At 69.3% G+C, this 14,829-nt stretch carries 13 protein-coding genes; 9 read left to right on the top strand and 4 right to left on the bottom strand.

The window, feature by feature from the left end:
- The first annotated feature begins 193 nt into the window (after positions 1–193).
- The 9 genes from rpmH (at position 194) to ABNK63_RS16965 (ending at position 11,480) form a co-directional block, all read left to right on the top strand.
- Complete coding sequence (gene rpmH, locus ABNK63_RS17005; protein WP_007809828.1) at positions 194–328, top strand: 50S ribosomal protein L34; 135 nt, start codon at positions 194–196, stop codon at positions 326–328.
- Between the two features lie 14 nt (positions 329–342).
- Positions 343–747 carry a ribonuclease P protein component gene (rnpA, locus tag ABNK63_RS17000; RefSeq protein WP_083846010.1) on the top strand — a complete coding sequence of 135 codons (405 nt, stop codon included), beginning with the start codon at positions 343–345 and terminating at the stop codon, positions 745–747.
- 63 nt (positions 748–810) lie between these two features.
- The gene (gene yidC, locus ABNK63_RS16995) at positions 811–2,538 is read left to right on the top strand and encodes a membrane protein insertase YidC (RefSeq protein ID WP_007809832.1); all 1,728 of its coding nucleotides are present in this window, start codon (positions 811–813) and stop codon (positions 2,536–2,538) included.
- 94 nt (positions 2,539–2,632) lie between these two features.
- Entirely contained in the window at positions 2,633–3,979 is a 1,347-nt protein-coding gene (gene mnmE / locus ABNK63_RS16990; protein WP_350016303.1) for a tRNA uridine-5-carboxymethylaminomethyl(34) synthesis GTPase MnmE, read from the top strand.
- 85 nt (positions 3,980–4,064) lie between these two features.
- The gene (locus ABNK63_RS16985; protein ID WP_007809837.1) at positions 4,065–5,396 is read left to right on the top strand and encodes an SWIM zinc finger family protein; all 1,332 of its coding nucleotides are present in this window, start codon (positions 4,065–4,067) and stop codon (positions 5,394–5,396) included.
- Positions 5,393–6,934: a DUF5691 domain-containing protein gene (locus tag ABNK63_RS16980; RefSeq protein WP_350016302.1), complete on the top strand. Its 1,542-nt coding sequence runs from the start codon at positions 5,393–5,395 to the stop codon at positions 6,932–6,934. The genes ABNK63_RS16985 and ABNK63_RS16980 overlap by 4 nt, the downstream gene beginning before the upstream one ends.
- Entirely contained in the window at positions 6,931–8,013 is a 1,083-nt protein-coding gene (locus ABNK63_RS16975) for an AAA family ATPase (protein WP_007809840.1), read from the top strand. The genes ABNK63_RS16980 and ABNK63_RS16975 overlap by 4 nt, the downstream gene beginning before the upstream one ends.
- Positions 8,014–8,020: 7 nt before the next feature.
- Positions 8,021–10,300 carry a DUF5682 family protein gene (locus ABNK63_RS16970; protein WP_350016301.1) on the top strand — a complete coding sequence of 760 codons (2,280 nt, stop codon included), beginning with the start codon at positions 8,021–8,023 and terminating at the stop codon, positions 10,298–10,300.
- Complete coding sequence (locus ABNK63_RS16965; RefSeq protein ID WP_350016300.1) at positions 10,293–11,480, top strand: VWA domain-containing protein; 1,188 nt, start codon at positions 10,293–10,295, stop codon at positions 11,478–11,480. Before ABNK63_RS16970 ends, ABNK63_RS16965 begins: the two co-directional genes overlap by 8 nt.
- A 15-nt stretch (positions 11,481–11,495) precedes the next feature.
- Here the strand turns inward: ABNK63_RS16965 and ABNK63_RS16960 are convergent, their stop codons facing one another.
- From ABNK63_RS16960 to ABNK63_RS16945, 4 genes are all read right to left on the bottom strand, one after another.
- Positions 11,496–12,554 carry an AAA family ATPase gene (locus tag ABNK63_RS16960; RefSeq protein ID WP_350016299.1) on the bottom strand — a complete coding sequence of 353 codons (1,059 nt, stop codon included), beginning with the start codon at positions 12,552–12,554 and terminating at the stop codon, positions 11,496–11,498.
- Positions 12,551–13,123, bottom strand: coding sequence for a nicotinamide riboside transporter PnuC (pnuC, locus tag ABNK63_RS16955; protein ID WP_007809844.1), 573 nt, complete (start codon positions 13,121–13,123; stop codon positions 12,551–12,553). The genes ABNK63_RS16960 and pnuC overlap by 4 nt, the downstream gene beginning before the upstream one ends.
- Complete coding sequence (rbsK, locus tag ABNK63_RS16950; RefSeq protein ID WP_350016298.1) at positions 13,120–14,019, bottom strand: ribokinase; 900 nt, start codon at positions 14,017–14,019, stop codon at positions 13,120–13,122. Before rbsK ends, pnuC begins: the two co-directional genes overlap by 4 nt.
- Positions 14,020–14,158: 139 nt before the next feature.
- Positions 14,159–14,791, bottom strand: coding sequence for a hypothetical protein (locus tag ABNK63_RS16945; RefSeq protein WP_350016297.1), 633 nt, complete (start codon positions 14,789–14,791; stop codon positions 14,159–14,161).
- Between the last annotated feature and the right edge of the window lie 38 nt (positions 14,792–14,829).

Raw genomic sequence — 14,829 nt, 5'->3', positions numbered from 1 at the left:
GAATGAAATCAACCACTGCTTTGAAGCGCTGCTGCGCGGGGTGATGGGCTAGTCTAACAGCTGCCTCCACAGGCAGACCGCACGGATATCCACATGGATGTCCACAGCTTGCGCCGGGCGGGCATTTGACAGCCGTGACAAATCCCCGCCATACTTTCCAACCTTTTTATCCATATTCCCTTCGGAGTAAGCCATGAAGCGGACCTTCCAGCCCAGCAAGCTCAAGCGCGCTCGCACCCACGGTTTCCGTGCCCGTATGGCCACCGCCGACGGTCGCAAAGTCATCAATGCCCGTCGCGCCAAGGGCCGCAAGCGCCTGATCCCGTAATCAGGCCTGGCGTGATGTCCAGCGCCGGGCTGCCGCGCGACGCGCGGTTACGTCGGCCGGGTGACTTCGCCGCCTTGCGGACAAGCAGCGGACGCGCAGGCGGCCGCTGTTTTCATATGCGTTTTCGCGAAAACGAGCTCGGCCATGCCCGTCTGGGCCTGGCGATCTCCAAGCGCGTTTCCAAGCGGGCGGTCGAGCGCAACCGGATCAAGCGGCTGTTGCGCGAGTCGTTCCGTCGCGTGCGCCACCAGCTTCCCGCGGTGGACATGATGGTGATGGCGCGCGAACAGGCCGCCGGTGTGCCGGGGCCGCAGTTGCTCACCGAACTGGATGGACTGTGGAAAAAGCTGCTGGCCAGCCAGACCGCATCGTCCGAACCATTGAAGCGCGCCGGCGACACCACCACAATCGAGCGTTGACCTCCTTCTTACTGTCTCCGCGGCGTTGACAAGTGTCGTGGCGTTACCCGGATCTGCTACGCGATGAATCAAACGCGCACCTTCCTCTTGTTCGCCCTGGTCGCCGTGGCCTACTTCCTGTTCATGGCCTGGCAGAAGGACTACGCACCCAGGCCGCCGCAGAACACCGTGACGGCTACCGCGGCGCCGAACAGCGATGGCGGTGTGCCGGGTGCGATCCCCGGCTCGACCGCAGCCGCCTCCAACCCCGCCGTCGGCAACGTGGCCAATGCCACGGCGCCCGCCGCCGCACAGCTGATCACCGTGCAGACCGACGTGTTGAAGCTCAGCGTGGACAGCCGCGGAGGCAGCCTGGTGCACGCCGACCTGCTGGCCTATCCGAACGCGCCACGCACGCACAAGAACCCCAACCCGCCGCCGACGGTGCTGCTGTCCAGCGACGAGGCGCATTACTCGGTCGCCCAGAATGGCCTGGTCAGCAGCAGCGATGCCGCCCCGGCGGACCAGCCGAACCACCTGGCGCTGTTCCACAGCGACAAGACCTCCTACGTCCTGGCCGATGGCCAGGACGAGCTGAAGGTCGACCTCACCTGGCAGGACGCCGCGGGCCTCAAGGTCACCAAGACCTATACCTTCAAGCGCGGCAGCTACGTGATCGGCGTCAGCCAGCGCATCGACAACGGCGCCGCCACGCCGTGGCAGGGCAACGCCTACCAGCAGCTGCTGCGCGTCGAGCCGCCGAAGGCCAGCAACTGGCTGGCGAACTATTCCAATCCGGAACAGCGCAGCTTCCAGGGCGCGGCCTGGTTCACCGGCGAGAAGTTCGAAAAGCTGCCGTTCAAGGACTTCGCCGAACCCAAGGACCAGCTCAACGCGCAGATCAAGGGCGGCTGGGCGGCGATGCTGCGTCTGTACTTCGTCACCGCCTGGATTCCGCCGGCCGGCCAGACCGAGCACTACCTCACCGACACGATCAATCCGGACAGTGCCCATCCGCGCTTCCTGATCCGCACCGTGGGTCCGGCCATCAGCGTGGCGCCGGGCCAGACAGCCACCAGCGAATCGCGCCTGTACGTAGGTCCGAATCGCCAGGGCACGATGGACGCGATCGCGCCGGGTCTTGATCTCACCATCGACTACGGCATGTTCAAGATCATCGCCGTGCCGATGCACTGGGTGCTGTCGCAATTCCACGCGATCACCAAGAACTGGGGCGTGGCGATCATCTTGCTGGTGCTGCTGATCAAGGGCCTGAGCTGGAAGCTCACCGCCATCCAGTACCGCTCCAGCGCCCGCATGCGCAAGCTGCAGCCGCGTGTCCAGGCGCTCAAGGAGCGCTATGGCGACGACAAGCAGAAAATGCAGACGGCGATGATGGAGCTGTACAAGAAGGAGAAGGTCAACCCGATGGGCGGCTGCCTGCCGGTGCTGATCACCATGCCGGTGTTCTACGGCCTGTACTTCGTGCTCGAGTACAGCCTGGAACTGCATCATTCGCCGTTCCTGTGGATCCCCGACCTCAGCGCGCCCGATCCGTGGTACATCCTGCCGATCATCTACGCGATCGTGATGCTGGGCACGCAGGTGCTGAACCCGGTCGCCGCGGGCATGGACCCGACCCAGGCGAAAATGATGAAGGTGATGCCGCTGCTGTTCACCGTGATGTTCGCCTTCTTCCCCGCCGGCCTGTGCCTGTACTACGCGGTCAACGGTATCGTCGGCCTCGGCCAGCAGTGGTGGATCACCCATCACATCGATCGCGAGGAAGTGGCCAAGCCCAAGGCGGCCTGATCCCGCGCCGAACGGCAACCCACAGCCGCGACCGGGCAACCGTCGCGGCTGTGTCGTTTCTGGAAAACCGGAAACGCCCTGTAAAGTCCCGCCCATGACCGCCGAAACCACCGACACCATCGCCGCCATCGCCAGCGCCTCCGGCGCGGCCGGCGTCGGCGTGGTCCGGGTCTCCGGTCCCGCCGTCCCGAACATCGCGCAAGCCCTGCTCGGCCGCCCGCCGCAACCGCGCCACGCCCATTTCGCCGCGTTCCGCGACGGTGCCGGCGCACTGATCGACCGCGGCCTGCTGCTGCACTTCCCCGCCCCCGCCTCCTACACCGGCGAGCACGTGCTGGAACTGCAGGGCCACGGCAGCGCGGTGCTGCTCGACCTGCTGTTGCGTCGCGTCTGCGAACTCGGCGCACGGCTGGCCCGCGCCGGCGAATTCACCGAGCGCGCCTTCTTGAACGGCAAGCTCGACCTGGCTCAGGCCGAGGCCGTCGCCGACCTGATCGCCGCCCGTTCGCAAGCCGGCGCGCGTGCGGCGCTGCAGTCGATGGAAGGCGTGTTCTCGCGCAAGGTCGAGGCACTGCTGCAAGCGTTGATCACGCTGCGCGTGCACATCGAGGCGGCGATCGACTTCCCCGAAGAGGAAATCGACTTCCTCGCCGACCCGGCGATCACCGCGCAACTGGAAAGGTTGCGCACCGAACTGGCCGAACTGCTGCGCGAAGCGCAACGCGGCGTGCGCCTCAACGACGGCCTCCGGGTCGCCATCGTGGGCCGCCCCAACGCCGGCAAGTCCAGCCTGCTCAACGCGCTGGCCGGTGCCGACCGCGCCATCGTCACGCCGATCGCCGGCACCACCCGCGACGTGCTGCGCGAATCCCTGAGCCTCGACGGCATCGCGCTCGAACTGGCCGACACCGCCGGCCTGCGCGACACCGACGACGAAGTCGAACGCGAAGGCGTGCGCCGTGCCCACGGCGAACTGCAGCGTGCTGACGTGGCCCTGCTGGTCACCGATGCCGAACACGCCACCCCCGACCTCGCCTTCTTTGCGCCACTGCCGGCCGGCGTCGAACGCATCGTGCTGATCAACAAGATCGACCGTGACGGGCTCGCGTCGCATCGCGAACAACGCGACCACGCCCACTGGCTGTGGGCCTCCGCCAAGACCGGCGAAGGCCTCGACCCCCTGCGCGAGCATCTCAAGTTGCTCGCCGGCGCCGGCAGCGGCGAAGGCGCCTTCAGCGCCAGGCGCCGCCACGTGCTCGCCCTGCAGCAAGTCGCCGTCCACCTCGACCAGACCGACCACGCGCTGAGCTCCACCCGCGCCGGTGAACTCGCCGCCGAGGAACTGCGCCACGCCCAGCACGCGCTGGGCGAAATCACCGGCGACTACAGCAGCGACGACCTGCTCGGCGCGATTTTCTCGAGCTTCTGCATCGGCAAGTAAGCCGGCCACGCCGCTCTTCAGAAACGCCTGACCTCGGCTATGCTTCGGCGGACATGGATGACGACCGAAGGGAACCGGCAGACACATGACCACCGCGTTGACTCGAGACCAGGTACTGGCCCTGGCACCGGACAGCGCCTCGGCAAAAGCGGCCGGCGGTTTGCTCGGCGACGGCCAGTGGCCGAGCCTGGGTGTCGACGGCGAGGCGTTGTGGGGCGAGTGCAAGGGCAGCGGCGCCAGGCCGTACCAGACCCAGGTCGATCTCTCCGCGCTGGTCACGCGTTGCTCCTGTCCCAGCCGCAAGTTTCCCTGCAAGCACGCGCTGGCCTTGCTGCTGATGCATGCGCAGGGCCAGCCGCGACTGGCCACGCCGAGCGAGCAGCCGGCCTGGGTCGGCGAATGGCTGGCCTCGCGTCGCGACAAGGCGGCGAAGAAGGAACAGGCCGCCGAGCAGCCGCCCGCCGATCCGCAGAAGGCCGCCGCCACCGCGGCAAAACGCGAGGCCGCGCGCTGGAAACGCATCGAGGACGGCAGCGCCGAATTGCAGCGCTGGATGGCCGACCAGTTTCGCCACGGCCTGGCCCGCTTCGGCGAGGCGCAGCGCAAGGACGGCGCCGCGATGGCGGCGCGGATGGTCGACGCCCAGGCCAGCGGCCTGGCCCAGCGGCTGGGTGAGGCACTGGATGCCCTCGCCGGCGGCCGCCACGAGGAAGCAATCGAGCGCTTCGGCCTGCTGCAGTTGCTGATCGACGGTGTCGCCCGCCGCGACACGCTGGCCCCGCCCCGACTGGCCGATCTGCGCAGCGCGCTGGGCTGGCCGCACGACAGGGACGAGGTACTGGCCGGCGGCGAGGCGATCACCGATCACTGGCTGGTGCTGGGCCAGCGGGTGCAAAGCGACGATGAGCGGCTCAGCGAGCGACGCATCTGGTTGCATGGCCACGACAGCGGTCGTCATGCCTTGTTGCTGGACTACGCCTATCAGGGCCGTGACTGGGAAGGCGCGTGGAGCAACGGCTGCAGCTATCCGGCCACCCTGCATTTCTACCCAGGCAGCGTGCCGTTGCGGGCGATCGCGGTAGAGCAGGGCAGCGGCGTGGCGCAAGCCTGGCCGACGATCGACGCGGACGAAGCGATCGATCAGGCCTCGCATGCGCTGGCCGGCAATCCGTGGCTGCCTGCCGTGCCGATGCTGCTGGCCGAGGCCACGCCGTTGCGGCAGGACGAGCAGTGGTGCCTGCATACCCGTGCCGGCACGTTTCCGCTGCGCACCGACCTGGCCAATGGCTGGTCGCTGCTCGCGTTCAGCGGCGGACATCCGATGCAGCTGATGGGCGAGTGGGATGGCCGGCGTCTGCGCGTGCTCGCTGCCCGCGCGTCGACGGGCGCGACGTGGGCGCTGGAGACGCGCGCATGAACGGCTGGTTGAAGGCTGCCCTGGTCGGCATCGAAGGCAGTGTGCCGATGCCTGCCGACGGGGAGATCGGCGCGTTGATGGCGACGGTCGCCGCCCAGGGCGATGATTCGGCGCAGGGTTTCTGCCGCGTCGCCGGCATCCTGGCGGCCTGCCGCCTCGCGGCGCTGAGCCTGCCGCCGCCGGTGGTCCCGCCGACCGCGGCCGCCGCCGATGCACAGGCGCTGGCGGACGATCATCCCGCCTGCGCCGCGCTGGCTTCAGCCTTCGCCGAAGGCCCGTTGCGCCTGCAGTACGAGGCCTGCCTCCGGCTGGCGGCGGCCAATGTGCACTTGCCCGCCGCGCTGCTGCCGGCCGCGCTGCAGGCTGGCCAGCGGCAGCAGATCCTGCGTGCGGCGCTGTTGCCACAGCTCGGCGCGCGCGGACAGTGGCTGGCCGCGTGCAATCCGGATTGGCGCTATGCCGCTTCGTCTGGCGAAAGCGCGCCAGACGCGAACGACGAGGAGCAGCAGTGGCAGCAAGGCAGCATCGAGCAGCGCGCGCAGTATTTCCGCGCCCTGCGCCGCCGTGATCCCGCGGCGGCGAACGTCTTGCTGCAGGCGCAACTGGGCGAACTGGCAGTGAAGGAGCGCGCGGCGCTGGTCGAGCTGCTGGCGATCGGCCTGCAGGCGGACGATGCTGCCCTGCTCGAAAGCCTGCTGAAGGATCGCAGCCGCGAGGTGCGCTACATCGCGGCCCGTCTGCTGGCCCTGCTGCCCGATGCGACCCACGCGCGACGCCTGCGCCTATGGACGGCTGCACTGGTCACATCCAGACGCGGCATGCTCGGCCGCAGCTGGCAGTGCGAAGCGCCCGCGGCGGTCGACCCGGACTGGGCCGGCGCCGCGATCGAGTCCACTCGGCCGCAGCACGAGACCTTGGGCGAACGTGCCTGGTGGCTGTACCAGCTGGTGCGGCAGGTGCCGCTGGCGTGGTGGTGCGAACACACCGGGATGCGCGCGGCGGAACTGCTGGCCTGGGGCGCCAGGTCGGATTGGGCCGAGGCGCTGCAGCGCGGCTGGCGCGAGCGCGTCGGCGCGGCGGACCCCGAATGGATCGAGGCGATGCTGGCCTCGAACGCGCCGATCTTCCGCCACGGCATGTCCGACCTGCTGGCGCTGCTGCCGATGGCGCAACGCGAGCGCCACTGGCCGCGGAGCCTCGCCGAGCTGCAAAAGGTCGGCCTGCTCGGACCGATCATCGGCGCGTGCGCCCCGGGTGAAACGCTGTCCGCCGGCTATTCCGCCGCGCTGCTGCCCAGCCTGCACGCCTTGCTGGAAGGCGATGCACTGCGCCAGGACTACGCCTTGCGCGCCGTGCTGCTCGAGCTGGCTACCCTGCTGCATCCCGACAGCCTGCCGGCGCTGCGCCTGCCGCCGCGTCGCGGCGACGAGACCCCGGCGCTGGCCGAATGCCTGACCGACTTCCAGCGCATCGTCGCGGTGCGCCGCGCGTTGCACGATTCCCTTGCCCGATCCACGCGTTCCACGGAGCTTCGATGAGCACTGCCGTCCTGCGTCAACATGCCGAGGTCCAATTCGCCGAAGAACTCGACCAGCTGAGGAAGGTCGACACGCGGCAGCGTCCCGGCAACTGGCTGATGTCGCCGTGGGCGGTGGTCACCTACCTGGTCGGCGGCCGGCTCGACAACGGCTTCGAGGTCAGCGCGAAGTACATCGGCAGCCGGCGGCTGATGGAGATCGCCGTGGCCACCCTGGCCACCGATCGCGCGCTGCTGTTGTTCGGCGTGCCGGGCACGGCCAAGTCGTGGGTGTCCGAGCACCTCGCCGCCGCGATCAGCGGCGATTCCACCCTGCTGGTGCAGGGCACCGCCGGCACCAGCGAGGAGCAGATCCGCTACGGCTGGAACTACGCGCAACTGCTGGCGAACGGCCCCAGCGAAGCCGCGCTGGTGCCCAGCCCGCTGATGCAGGCGATGAAGCTGGGCAAGATCGCGCGCATCGAGGAGCTCACCCGTATCCCGGCCGACGTGCAGGATGCATTGATCACCGTGCTGTCCGAGAAGACCTTGCCGATTCCCGAGCTGGCGTCGGAAGTGCAGGCCACCCGCGGTTTCAGCGTGATCGCCACGGCGAACAACCGCGACAAGGGTGTCAACGAACTGTCCAGCGCGCTGAAGCGCCGCTTCAACACGGTGATCCTGCCGGTGCCGGCCAGCGAGGAGGAAGAGGTGTCGATCGTGGTCAAGCGCGTGGCCGAACTCGGCCAGGCGCTGCAGCTGCCGGCCGAGCCACCGGCGTTGAAGGAAGTGACGCGGATCGTGCGGATCTTCCGCGAGCTGCGCAACGGCCAGACCGAGGACGGCAAGGCCAAGCTGAAATCGCCCAGCGCCACGCTGTCCACCGCCGAGGCGATCTCGGTGATCAACAACGGCATGGCGCTGGCCGGCCACTTCGGCGACGGCGTGCTGCGTCCGGCCGACATGGCCGCCGGCATGATCGGCGCGGTGGTGAAGGACCCGGTGCAGGACCAGGTGGTGTGGACCGAATACCTGGAAACCGTGGTGAAGGAACGCAGCGAATGGAAGGACCTGTACCGCGCCTTCCGCGAGCAGGCGTGAGCTCGCGATGACCGACGCGGTCACCCTGTTCGGCATCCGCCACCACGGCCCGGGCTGCGCCCGCAGCCTGCGCCGTGCGCTGGAAACGCTGCAGCCGGACTGCGTGTTGATCGAAGGCCCGGCCGGCAGCGAGCCGTTGCTGGCGCACCTGGCCGATGCCGACATGCAGCCGCCGGTGGCGCTGCTCTCGCACGCCGTCGACGATCCGCAGCTGGCGGTGTTCCATCCCTACGCCGAATTCTCGCCCGAGTGGCAGGCGCTGCAGTGGGCGACGCAGGCCGCGGTGCCGGTGCAGTTCATCGACGTGCCGGCCGGGATCAGCCTGGCCTGGCAGCAGCAGGCGCGCCGTGCGGAGGAAACGGCCGCCGACATCGACGAAGCGGCGTCCGATGAAGAAGCGGTCGTCGACGAAACCACGGCCAACCTGCCGCATGATCCGCTCGACTGGCTGGCCCATGCCGCCGGCTACGACGACGGCGAGAGCTGGTGGAACCACATGGTCGAGGAACGCGGCGACGGCGAAGGGCTGTTCGAGGCGATCGCCGCGGCGATGACCGAACTGCGCACGCACGCGCCGCAGCGTCTACGCGGCGACGAGGCGCAGGAAGCGATTCGCGAGGCGCACATGCGCAGCCTGCTGCGCGATGCGCGCAAGGCCGGCCACGCGCGCATCGCGGTGGTCTGCGGCGCGTGGCATGTGCCGGCGCTCGCCGCCAGCGTCACCGCGGCCGCCGACAAGGCCGTGCTCAAGGGCGTCGACAAGCTCAAGGCGCAGACCACCTGGGTGCCGTGGACGTATCGCCACCTGGCCCGCCGCAGCGGCTACGCCGCCGGCATCGCCGCGCCGGGCTGGTACGACCACCTGTGGCGCCAGCCCGCGAACGGCAGCCGCGCGATCGGCTGGTTCGCGCGGGTGGCGCGGCTGCTGCGCGAGCATGAGCTGGATTGCTCCAGCGCCCACCTGATCGAGGCCAGCCGGCTGGCCGATACCCTGGCCGCGCTGCGCGAGCGCCCGGCGCCCGGACTGGACGAACTCAACGAAGCCACCCGCAGCGTGATCTGCATGGGTGACGACGCGCCGATGCGGCTGATCGCCGAACGGCTGATGCTCGGCGACGCGCTCGGCAGCGTGCCGTCCGCGGTGCCCACCGTGCCCTTGCAGCGCGACCTGGAAGCCCAGCAGAAACGCCTGCGCCTGAAGCCCGAGGCGCTGAGCCGCGCGCTCGACCTGGACCTGCGCAACGACAACGACCGCCAGCGCAGCCAGCTGCTGCACCGGCTGGCCCTGCTCGGCATCGAGTGGGGGCGACTTGGCGCGGTCGGCCGTTCCAGTCGCGGCACCTTCCACGAGGTGTGGCAGCTGGCGTGGGAGCCGTCGTTCGCGGTCGAGCTGATCGTGGCCAGTCGCTACGGCCACACGCTCGCGCTGGCCGCCACGGCGCGCGCGCTGGAGCAGGCGCGCGCGGCGAACCGGCTGTCCGAGCTGGCGTCGCTGATCGATCGCGTGCTGCTGGCGAACCTGCCCGGCGCGGTCGAGCAGGTCGCCGCCGAACTGCAGGCGCGCGCCGCCACCGATGCCGATCCACTGGCTCTGCTCGGCGCCCTGCCCGCACTGGCCAACGTGTATCGCTACGGCAATGTGCGCCAGACCGACGTGGCCCAGGTCGCGCAACTGTTCGACAGCATGCTGTTGCGCGCCAGCCTCGGCCTGCCGCTGGCGCTGGCGGATCTGGACGACGAGCCGGCCGCACAGGCGCGCGAGCAGATCCTGGCCGCCGATCGCGCCGTCGAGCTGCGCCAGGGCGAATCGCAGCAGCAAGCCTGGCAACGCGCCCTGCACATCGTGGCCCACGCGGACAGCGGCACGCCGCTGCTGCGCGGCCTGTGCTCCCGCCTGCTGCTGGATGCCGCGGTGCTGCCGCTGGACGAGGTGCGCCGGCAGTTGTCGCAACAGCTGTCGCCCGGTGCCGAACCCTTGCCCGCCGCGCAATGGCTGGACGGTTTCCTCAACCGCAACGCCACCGTGCTGCTGCACAGCGACGCGTTGTGGGCCCTGATCGACGAATGGATCGCCGGCCTCGGCGAGGAGCATTTCGTGCGCGTGCTGCCGCTGGTGCGGCGCAGCTTCGCCGCGTTCGCGGCCGCCGACCGGCGCGACCTGGGCCTGCGCGTGCAGCGGCCGGCCGGCGCCTCGCGTGCCGCCGTCACCGAACTGGCGTGGGACGAAAACCGCGCGCGGCGCGCCTTGCCGATGCTGCGCGAACTGCTGGGAGTGGCCGATGGCTGAGCACGACGACACCTTGCCTTCCACCAGCCGCGCCGAACGCTGGCGGCTGGTGTTGGGCAGCGACGCCGCCGACAGCTGCGGCACGCTCGACGGCGCGCTGGGCCAGATGGATGCGGCGCTGGCCGCGCTGTACGAACCCGACGGCAAGCACGGCCTGCAGCGACGCGGCGGTCGCGGCGGCTCCGCGCCGAACGTGGCGCGCTGGCTCGGCGACATCCGCAAATACTTTCCCGCCTCGGTGGTGCAGGTGATGCAACGCGACGCGCTGGAGCGGCTGGACATGTGCCAGATGCTGCTGGAAAAGGAGATGCTCGAAAGCATCCAGCCCGACGTGCACATGGTGGCCAACCTGATCTCGCTGTCGCAGGTGATCCCCGCCGGCACGAAAGAAACCGCACGACTGGTGGTGCGCCAGGTGGTCGACGCGCTGCTGCGCAAGCTGGAGGAGCCGATGCGCTCGGCGGTCAGCGGCGCGCTCGACCGCGCCCGCCGCAACCGCCGCCCGCGGCATGCCGAGATCGACTGGCACCGCACCATCCGCGCCAACCTGCGGCACTGGCAGCCCAGCCATCGCACGATCATCCCGCAGACCCTGGTCGGTTTCGGCCGCAAGGCGCGCAAGCCGCAGCGCGAGGTGATCCTGTGCATCGACCAGAGCGGCTCGATGGCCGCCTCGGTGGTGTACTCCAGCATCTTCGGCGCCGTGCTCGCCTCGCTGCCGGCGGTGTCGACGCGGCTGGTGGTGTTCGACACCAGCGTGGTCGACATGAGCGAGCAGCTCGACGATCCGGTCGACCTGCTGTTCGGCGTGCAGCTCGGCGGCGGCACCGACATCCACCGCGCGGTGAGCTACAGCCAGTCGCTGATCCGCGAACCGCACAACGCGATCCTGGTGTTGATCTCCGATCTCTACGAAGGCGGCGTGGAAGAACGCCTGCTGGCCCGCGCCCGCGAACTGGTCGACGCCGGCGTGCAGTTCATCACCTTGCTCGCGCTGAGCGACGAAGGCCGCCCGTCCTACGACAAGGCCCTCGCCGCCAAACTCGCCGCCCTCGGCGTGCCCTCCTTCGCCTGCACTCCCGACGCCTTCCCCGGCCTGATGGCCGCCGCGATCCGCCGCGACGACATCGGCCAGTGGGCAGCGATCCAGGGACTGGTGTCCACGCGCGGGCAGGAATGAGCCCGAACGTTCCGCTCAGCTCGTCGCGAGCACGCGCAGTGCCGTGGCGACACGCCGTTGCGGACTGCCCTCCAGCAGGGTGAACGGCATGCCGCGCGTAGCCAGTTCCCTCAGGTATTCGTCGTGCTGTTGCCGCCGGAACGCTTCGCCCCGCCGCGTTCCGTCCTGCACGAAGGCGAAGTCGGGAGCGCACAGGAAGACGTGGTCGTAGTGGCGGGTGGCGAGGCGTTCGAGTTCGGGGTCGGCGCGGCCGAACAGGTCGCGGCTGTACAGCAGGGTGGTGAGCGGGCTGGTGTCGCAGAACAACCAGCGGCGGGCGCTGGCGGCGTGTTGGCGTTCGTGCGCGAGCTGGGTTTGAGCGATGTGCAGCAGGTCGTCGTAGACCAGGGCGCCACCCTGCTCCACCCAGCGCTGGCGGCCGTATTCGGGAACCCAGGCGGTGTCGAGGCGTTCGGCCAGGGCTTGCGCCAGCGCGGTCTTGCCGCTGGACTCGCCGCCGAGCAGGCAGGCCCGTTGCACGAAGTCGGCGTAGACGGTGGTCGACAGGTGTTCGCGGTGCGCGTGCGGATCGCGGCGGAGCACGCTGCCGGAGATCGGGATGGCGTGGCGTTCGCGATCCACGCAGACGTGTCGGACCTCGGCGTGTCGCGGATCGCGTCGCTGGCGGAAATACGCGGTCAGCGCGGCGGCGAAGCCGTCGCCGTAGTCCTCGCTGGTGAATACGGCATCGACGCTGCAGTCGAACACGCTATCGCACAGCCAGCCGACGAAGTCGCGGTGCGTGGCGTCCGCGTCGTCGTTGTGCGGCAGCGTGGCGGGGCCGGGCCAGGCGTGGCTGGCGGCGAGTGCGGTGAAGCGTTCGTCGTCGAGTACCAGCCGCCGCGCTTGCGGGAACCGTTCGGCCAGCCAGCGCTCGCGCGCTTCGGCGTCGCAGCGCTCGAACGCGGGTCGGGTATAGCTGATCAGCAGCACCTCGTCGCATTGCGCCAGCGCGGCGTCGATCACCAGTTCGTGGCCGCGATGCAGCGGGCAGAACTTGCCGACCACCAGGCCGCGACTATATCGCTCGCTCACGCCGCAGCCGCCGGTTCGGCCCCGCGCAGGTGCAGCCAGTGCCGCCACGACACCACCGCGTTGATCCAGTACACCGCGTACAGCACCGAGGTGAGGTACAGGCCGCGGCTGGCGTACAGCGGCACCGCGATGGAGTTGACCAGCAGCCAGAACGGCCAGCTCTGCACGTGGCGGCGCATCATCAGCAACTGCGCCACGATGCTGAAGGCCAGCACGGTGGAGTCGAGGAACGGCGCATAGGCGTCGGTGAAGCGATGCAGCAGCACGCCGTAGCCGAGCGCACCCAGCGTGCCGCAGAGGAGCTGCCACAACAGTTGGCGCGTCGGCAAATCCGTGACCGGCAGTGCCTCGCCATGGCTGCCATGCAGCCACTGCCACCAGCCCACCACACTGGTCACCACGAAGAACGCCTGCAGCACCGTATCGGCGTATAGACGGCTTTCCAGGAACACGAAGGCGAACAGGCTGCAGCCGATGATGCCGGTCCACCAGGTGTGCACGCTGTTGCGTCCGGCCAGCAGGATCGAGGCGCCGGTGATCAGGTTGGCGGCGATTTCCAGCAGGTTCACGTGCGGGCAGGGTCCGCGAGAAACGTCTCGAGCTCCCGCAGCCGCGGCATGCCGCCCTGCGCGCCCAGCTTCGTCACCGACAGCGCGGCGGCGGCGCAGGCCTTGCGCACGGCGGTGGGCAGGCCTTCATGCAGGAATACCGCCAGCGCCGCGTTGAAGGTGTCGCCCGCGCCGGTGCTGTCGACCACGTCGACCGTGAAGCCGGCCTGGTGCAGCGGTTCGCCCTGCTCGCGATACCACGCGCCTTCGCCGCCGCGGGTGAGCACGACCGGGCCTGGGGCGCGTTGCATCATTGCCTTGAAGTCTTCACCGGGATCGGCGCCGAGCAGGATCGCCAGCTCGTGCTGGTTCGGCGTGACGTAGCGAACCAGCTTCAGCCAGTCGACGGGCAGCTGTTGCGCGGGCGCGGGGTTGAGGATCACCGGCACGCCGAGACGCTGGCCCAGGCGCACGGTGGTCTCGACGGTTTCCAGCGGGATCTCCATCTGCACCAGCACGGCGTCGGCGCGTTCGATCAGCGAACGGGCGGCGTCGACCTGGGCGGGCATGACGCGGCTGTTGGCGGCGGGCACCACGATGATCTGGTTTTCGCCCTCGGCGACGGTGATCGAGGCGGTGCCGCTGGCGCTGTCGTCGAAACGGGCGACATGGGTGAGGTCGAGGTGTTCGGCGGTGAGGCCCGCGTGCAGCTGGTCGCCGAAGGCGTCGCGACCGAGCGCGCCGACCAGGGCCACTTCCGCGCCGAGTCGCGCGGCGGCGACGGCCTGGTTGGCTCCCTTGCCGCCGGGCACGGTGAGGAAACGTTCGCCCAGGATGGTTTCGCCCGGGCCGACGAAGCGCGGCGCCTGGGTGACCAGATCCATGTTGATGCTGCCGACGACGACGATGCGTGTCATGGCTCAAACCCCTTGCGCAGGTTCCACGATTGAAGGGGGAGAGCTTAGCTGCTGCGGGCGGTGGAGGCGGGCTTGGGCGGGGGCGAAGAGCGACCCCTCCCCAGTCCTCCCCTGCGTTGCAGGGGAGGGAGCTCAAGGCTCAGGGGGACGGGACGCGACCGATGCCGGTGTCGCCGCCGGGCAGCAGGTCGGGGGCGGGGCCGGCCACGGCCAGCAGGGATTGCGCATAGGCGTCCTCGATGCTGACGGTGGAGACTTCGTCCCAGCTGAAGAACGAGGGCTCGCGCATCCACTCCGCGTCGGGGCTCAGTTCCTGCATGTTGAAGCCGTCTTCCTCGACGTCGACCAGGCGGCCGATGTAGCAGACTTCGGATTCATCCTCGCTGTCGACATGCACGCCGATCACCGGTGCCTGGGCGCCGGCGGCCTGGATCACTTCGCGGATGTTGTCCAGCGGGAAGCCGCGCGGCGGGCGCGGCTGGATGTGTTTCAGGGCCAGTGCCTTGGCGAAGAACACGTGGTGCTTGTCCGGCGCCTCCAGTTCGGAGATGTCGCGGTGGCGCATCACGTACATGCCGTCGTAGGTGATGCCGTCGCCGACCACCCACAGCAGGAAGAACTCGCGCCCGACGCCACCCACGTAACCGCAGAAGCTGCCGTGCTCCAGCCCTTCGCGCCACAACCGGATCAGGGTCTGGTTCTGCTGCGCCTCGCGCAACAGGGCGCGCTGGCCGGTGCCTTTCAATTCGATAACGTTATTCACGGCGTCCATTTTAGCAGAGCCGCCTGAGCGGCTTGTTAGTACCCCAA

This window comes from Rhodanobacter sp. IGA1.0 (assembly GCF_040208325.1).
GTDB lineage: Bacteria > Pseudomonadota > Gammaproteobacteria > Xanthomonadales > Rhodanobacteraceae > Rhodanobacter > Rhodanobacter spathiphylli.
The sequence above is the reverse complement of the archived record's forward strand: the minus strand, read 5'-3'. Positions and strand labels throughout refer to the sequence as shown.

What these genes read in the sequence shown, in the direction of transcription:
- ABNK63_RS16985 (WP_007809837.1), top strand. Translation starts at nt 4,065, where the DNA reads ATGACCACCGCGTTGACTCGAGACCAGGTACTGGCCCTGGCACCGGAC.
- ABNK63_RS16965 (WP_350016300.1), top strand. Translation starts at nt 10,293, where the DNA reads ATGGCTGAGCACGACGACACCTTGCCTTCCACCAGCCGCGCCGAACGC.
- ABNK63_RS16975 (WP_007809840.1), top strand. Translation starts at nt 6,931, where the DNA reads ATGAGCACTGCCGTCCTGCGTCAACATGCCGAGGTCCAATTCGCCGAA.
- rbsK (WP_350016298.1), bottom strand. Translation starts at nt 14,019, where the DNA reads ATGACACGCATCGTCGTCGTCGGCAGCATCAACATGGATCTGGTCACC.
- ABNK63_RS16980 (WP_350016302.1), top strand. Translation starts at nt 5,393, where the DNA reads ATGAACGGCTGGTTGAAGGCTGCCCTGGTCGGCATCGAAGGCAGTGTG.
- mnmE (WP_350016303.1), top strand. Translation starts at nt 2,633, where the DNA reads ATGACCGCCGAAACCACCGACACCATCGCCGCCATCGCCAGCGCCTCC.
- yidC (WP_007809832.1), top strand. Translation starts at nt 811, where the DNA reads ATGAATCAAACGCGCACCTTCCTCTTGTTCGCCCTGGTCGCCGTGGCC.
- ABNK63_RS16970 (WP_350016301.1), top strand. Translation starts at nt 8,021, where the DNA reads ATGACCGACGCGGTCACCCTGTTCGGCATCCGCCACCACGGCCCGGGC.
- rpmH (WP_007809828.1), top strand. Translation starts at nt 194, where the DNA reads ATGAAGCGGACCTTCCAGCCCAGCAAGCTCAAGCGCGCTCGCACCCAC.
- rnpA (WP_083846010.1), top strand. Translation starts at nt 343, where the DNA reads ATGTCCAGCGCCGGGCTGCCGCGCGACGCGCGGTTACGTCGGCCGGGT.
- ABNK63_RS16945 (WP_350016297.1), bottom strand. Translation starts at nt 14,791, where the DNA reads ATGGACGCCGTGAATAACGTTATCGAATTGAAAGGCACCGGCCAGCGC.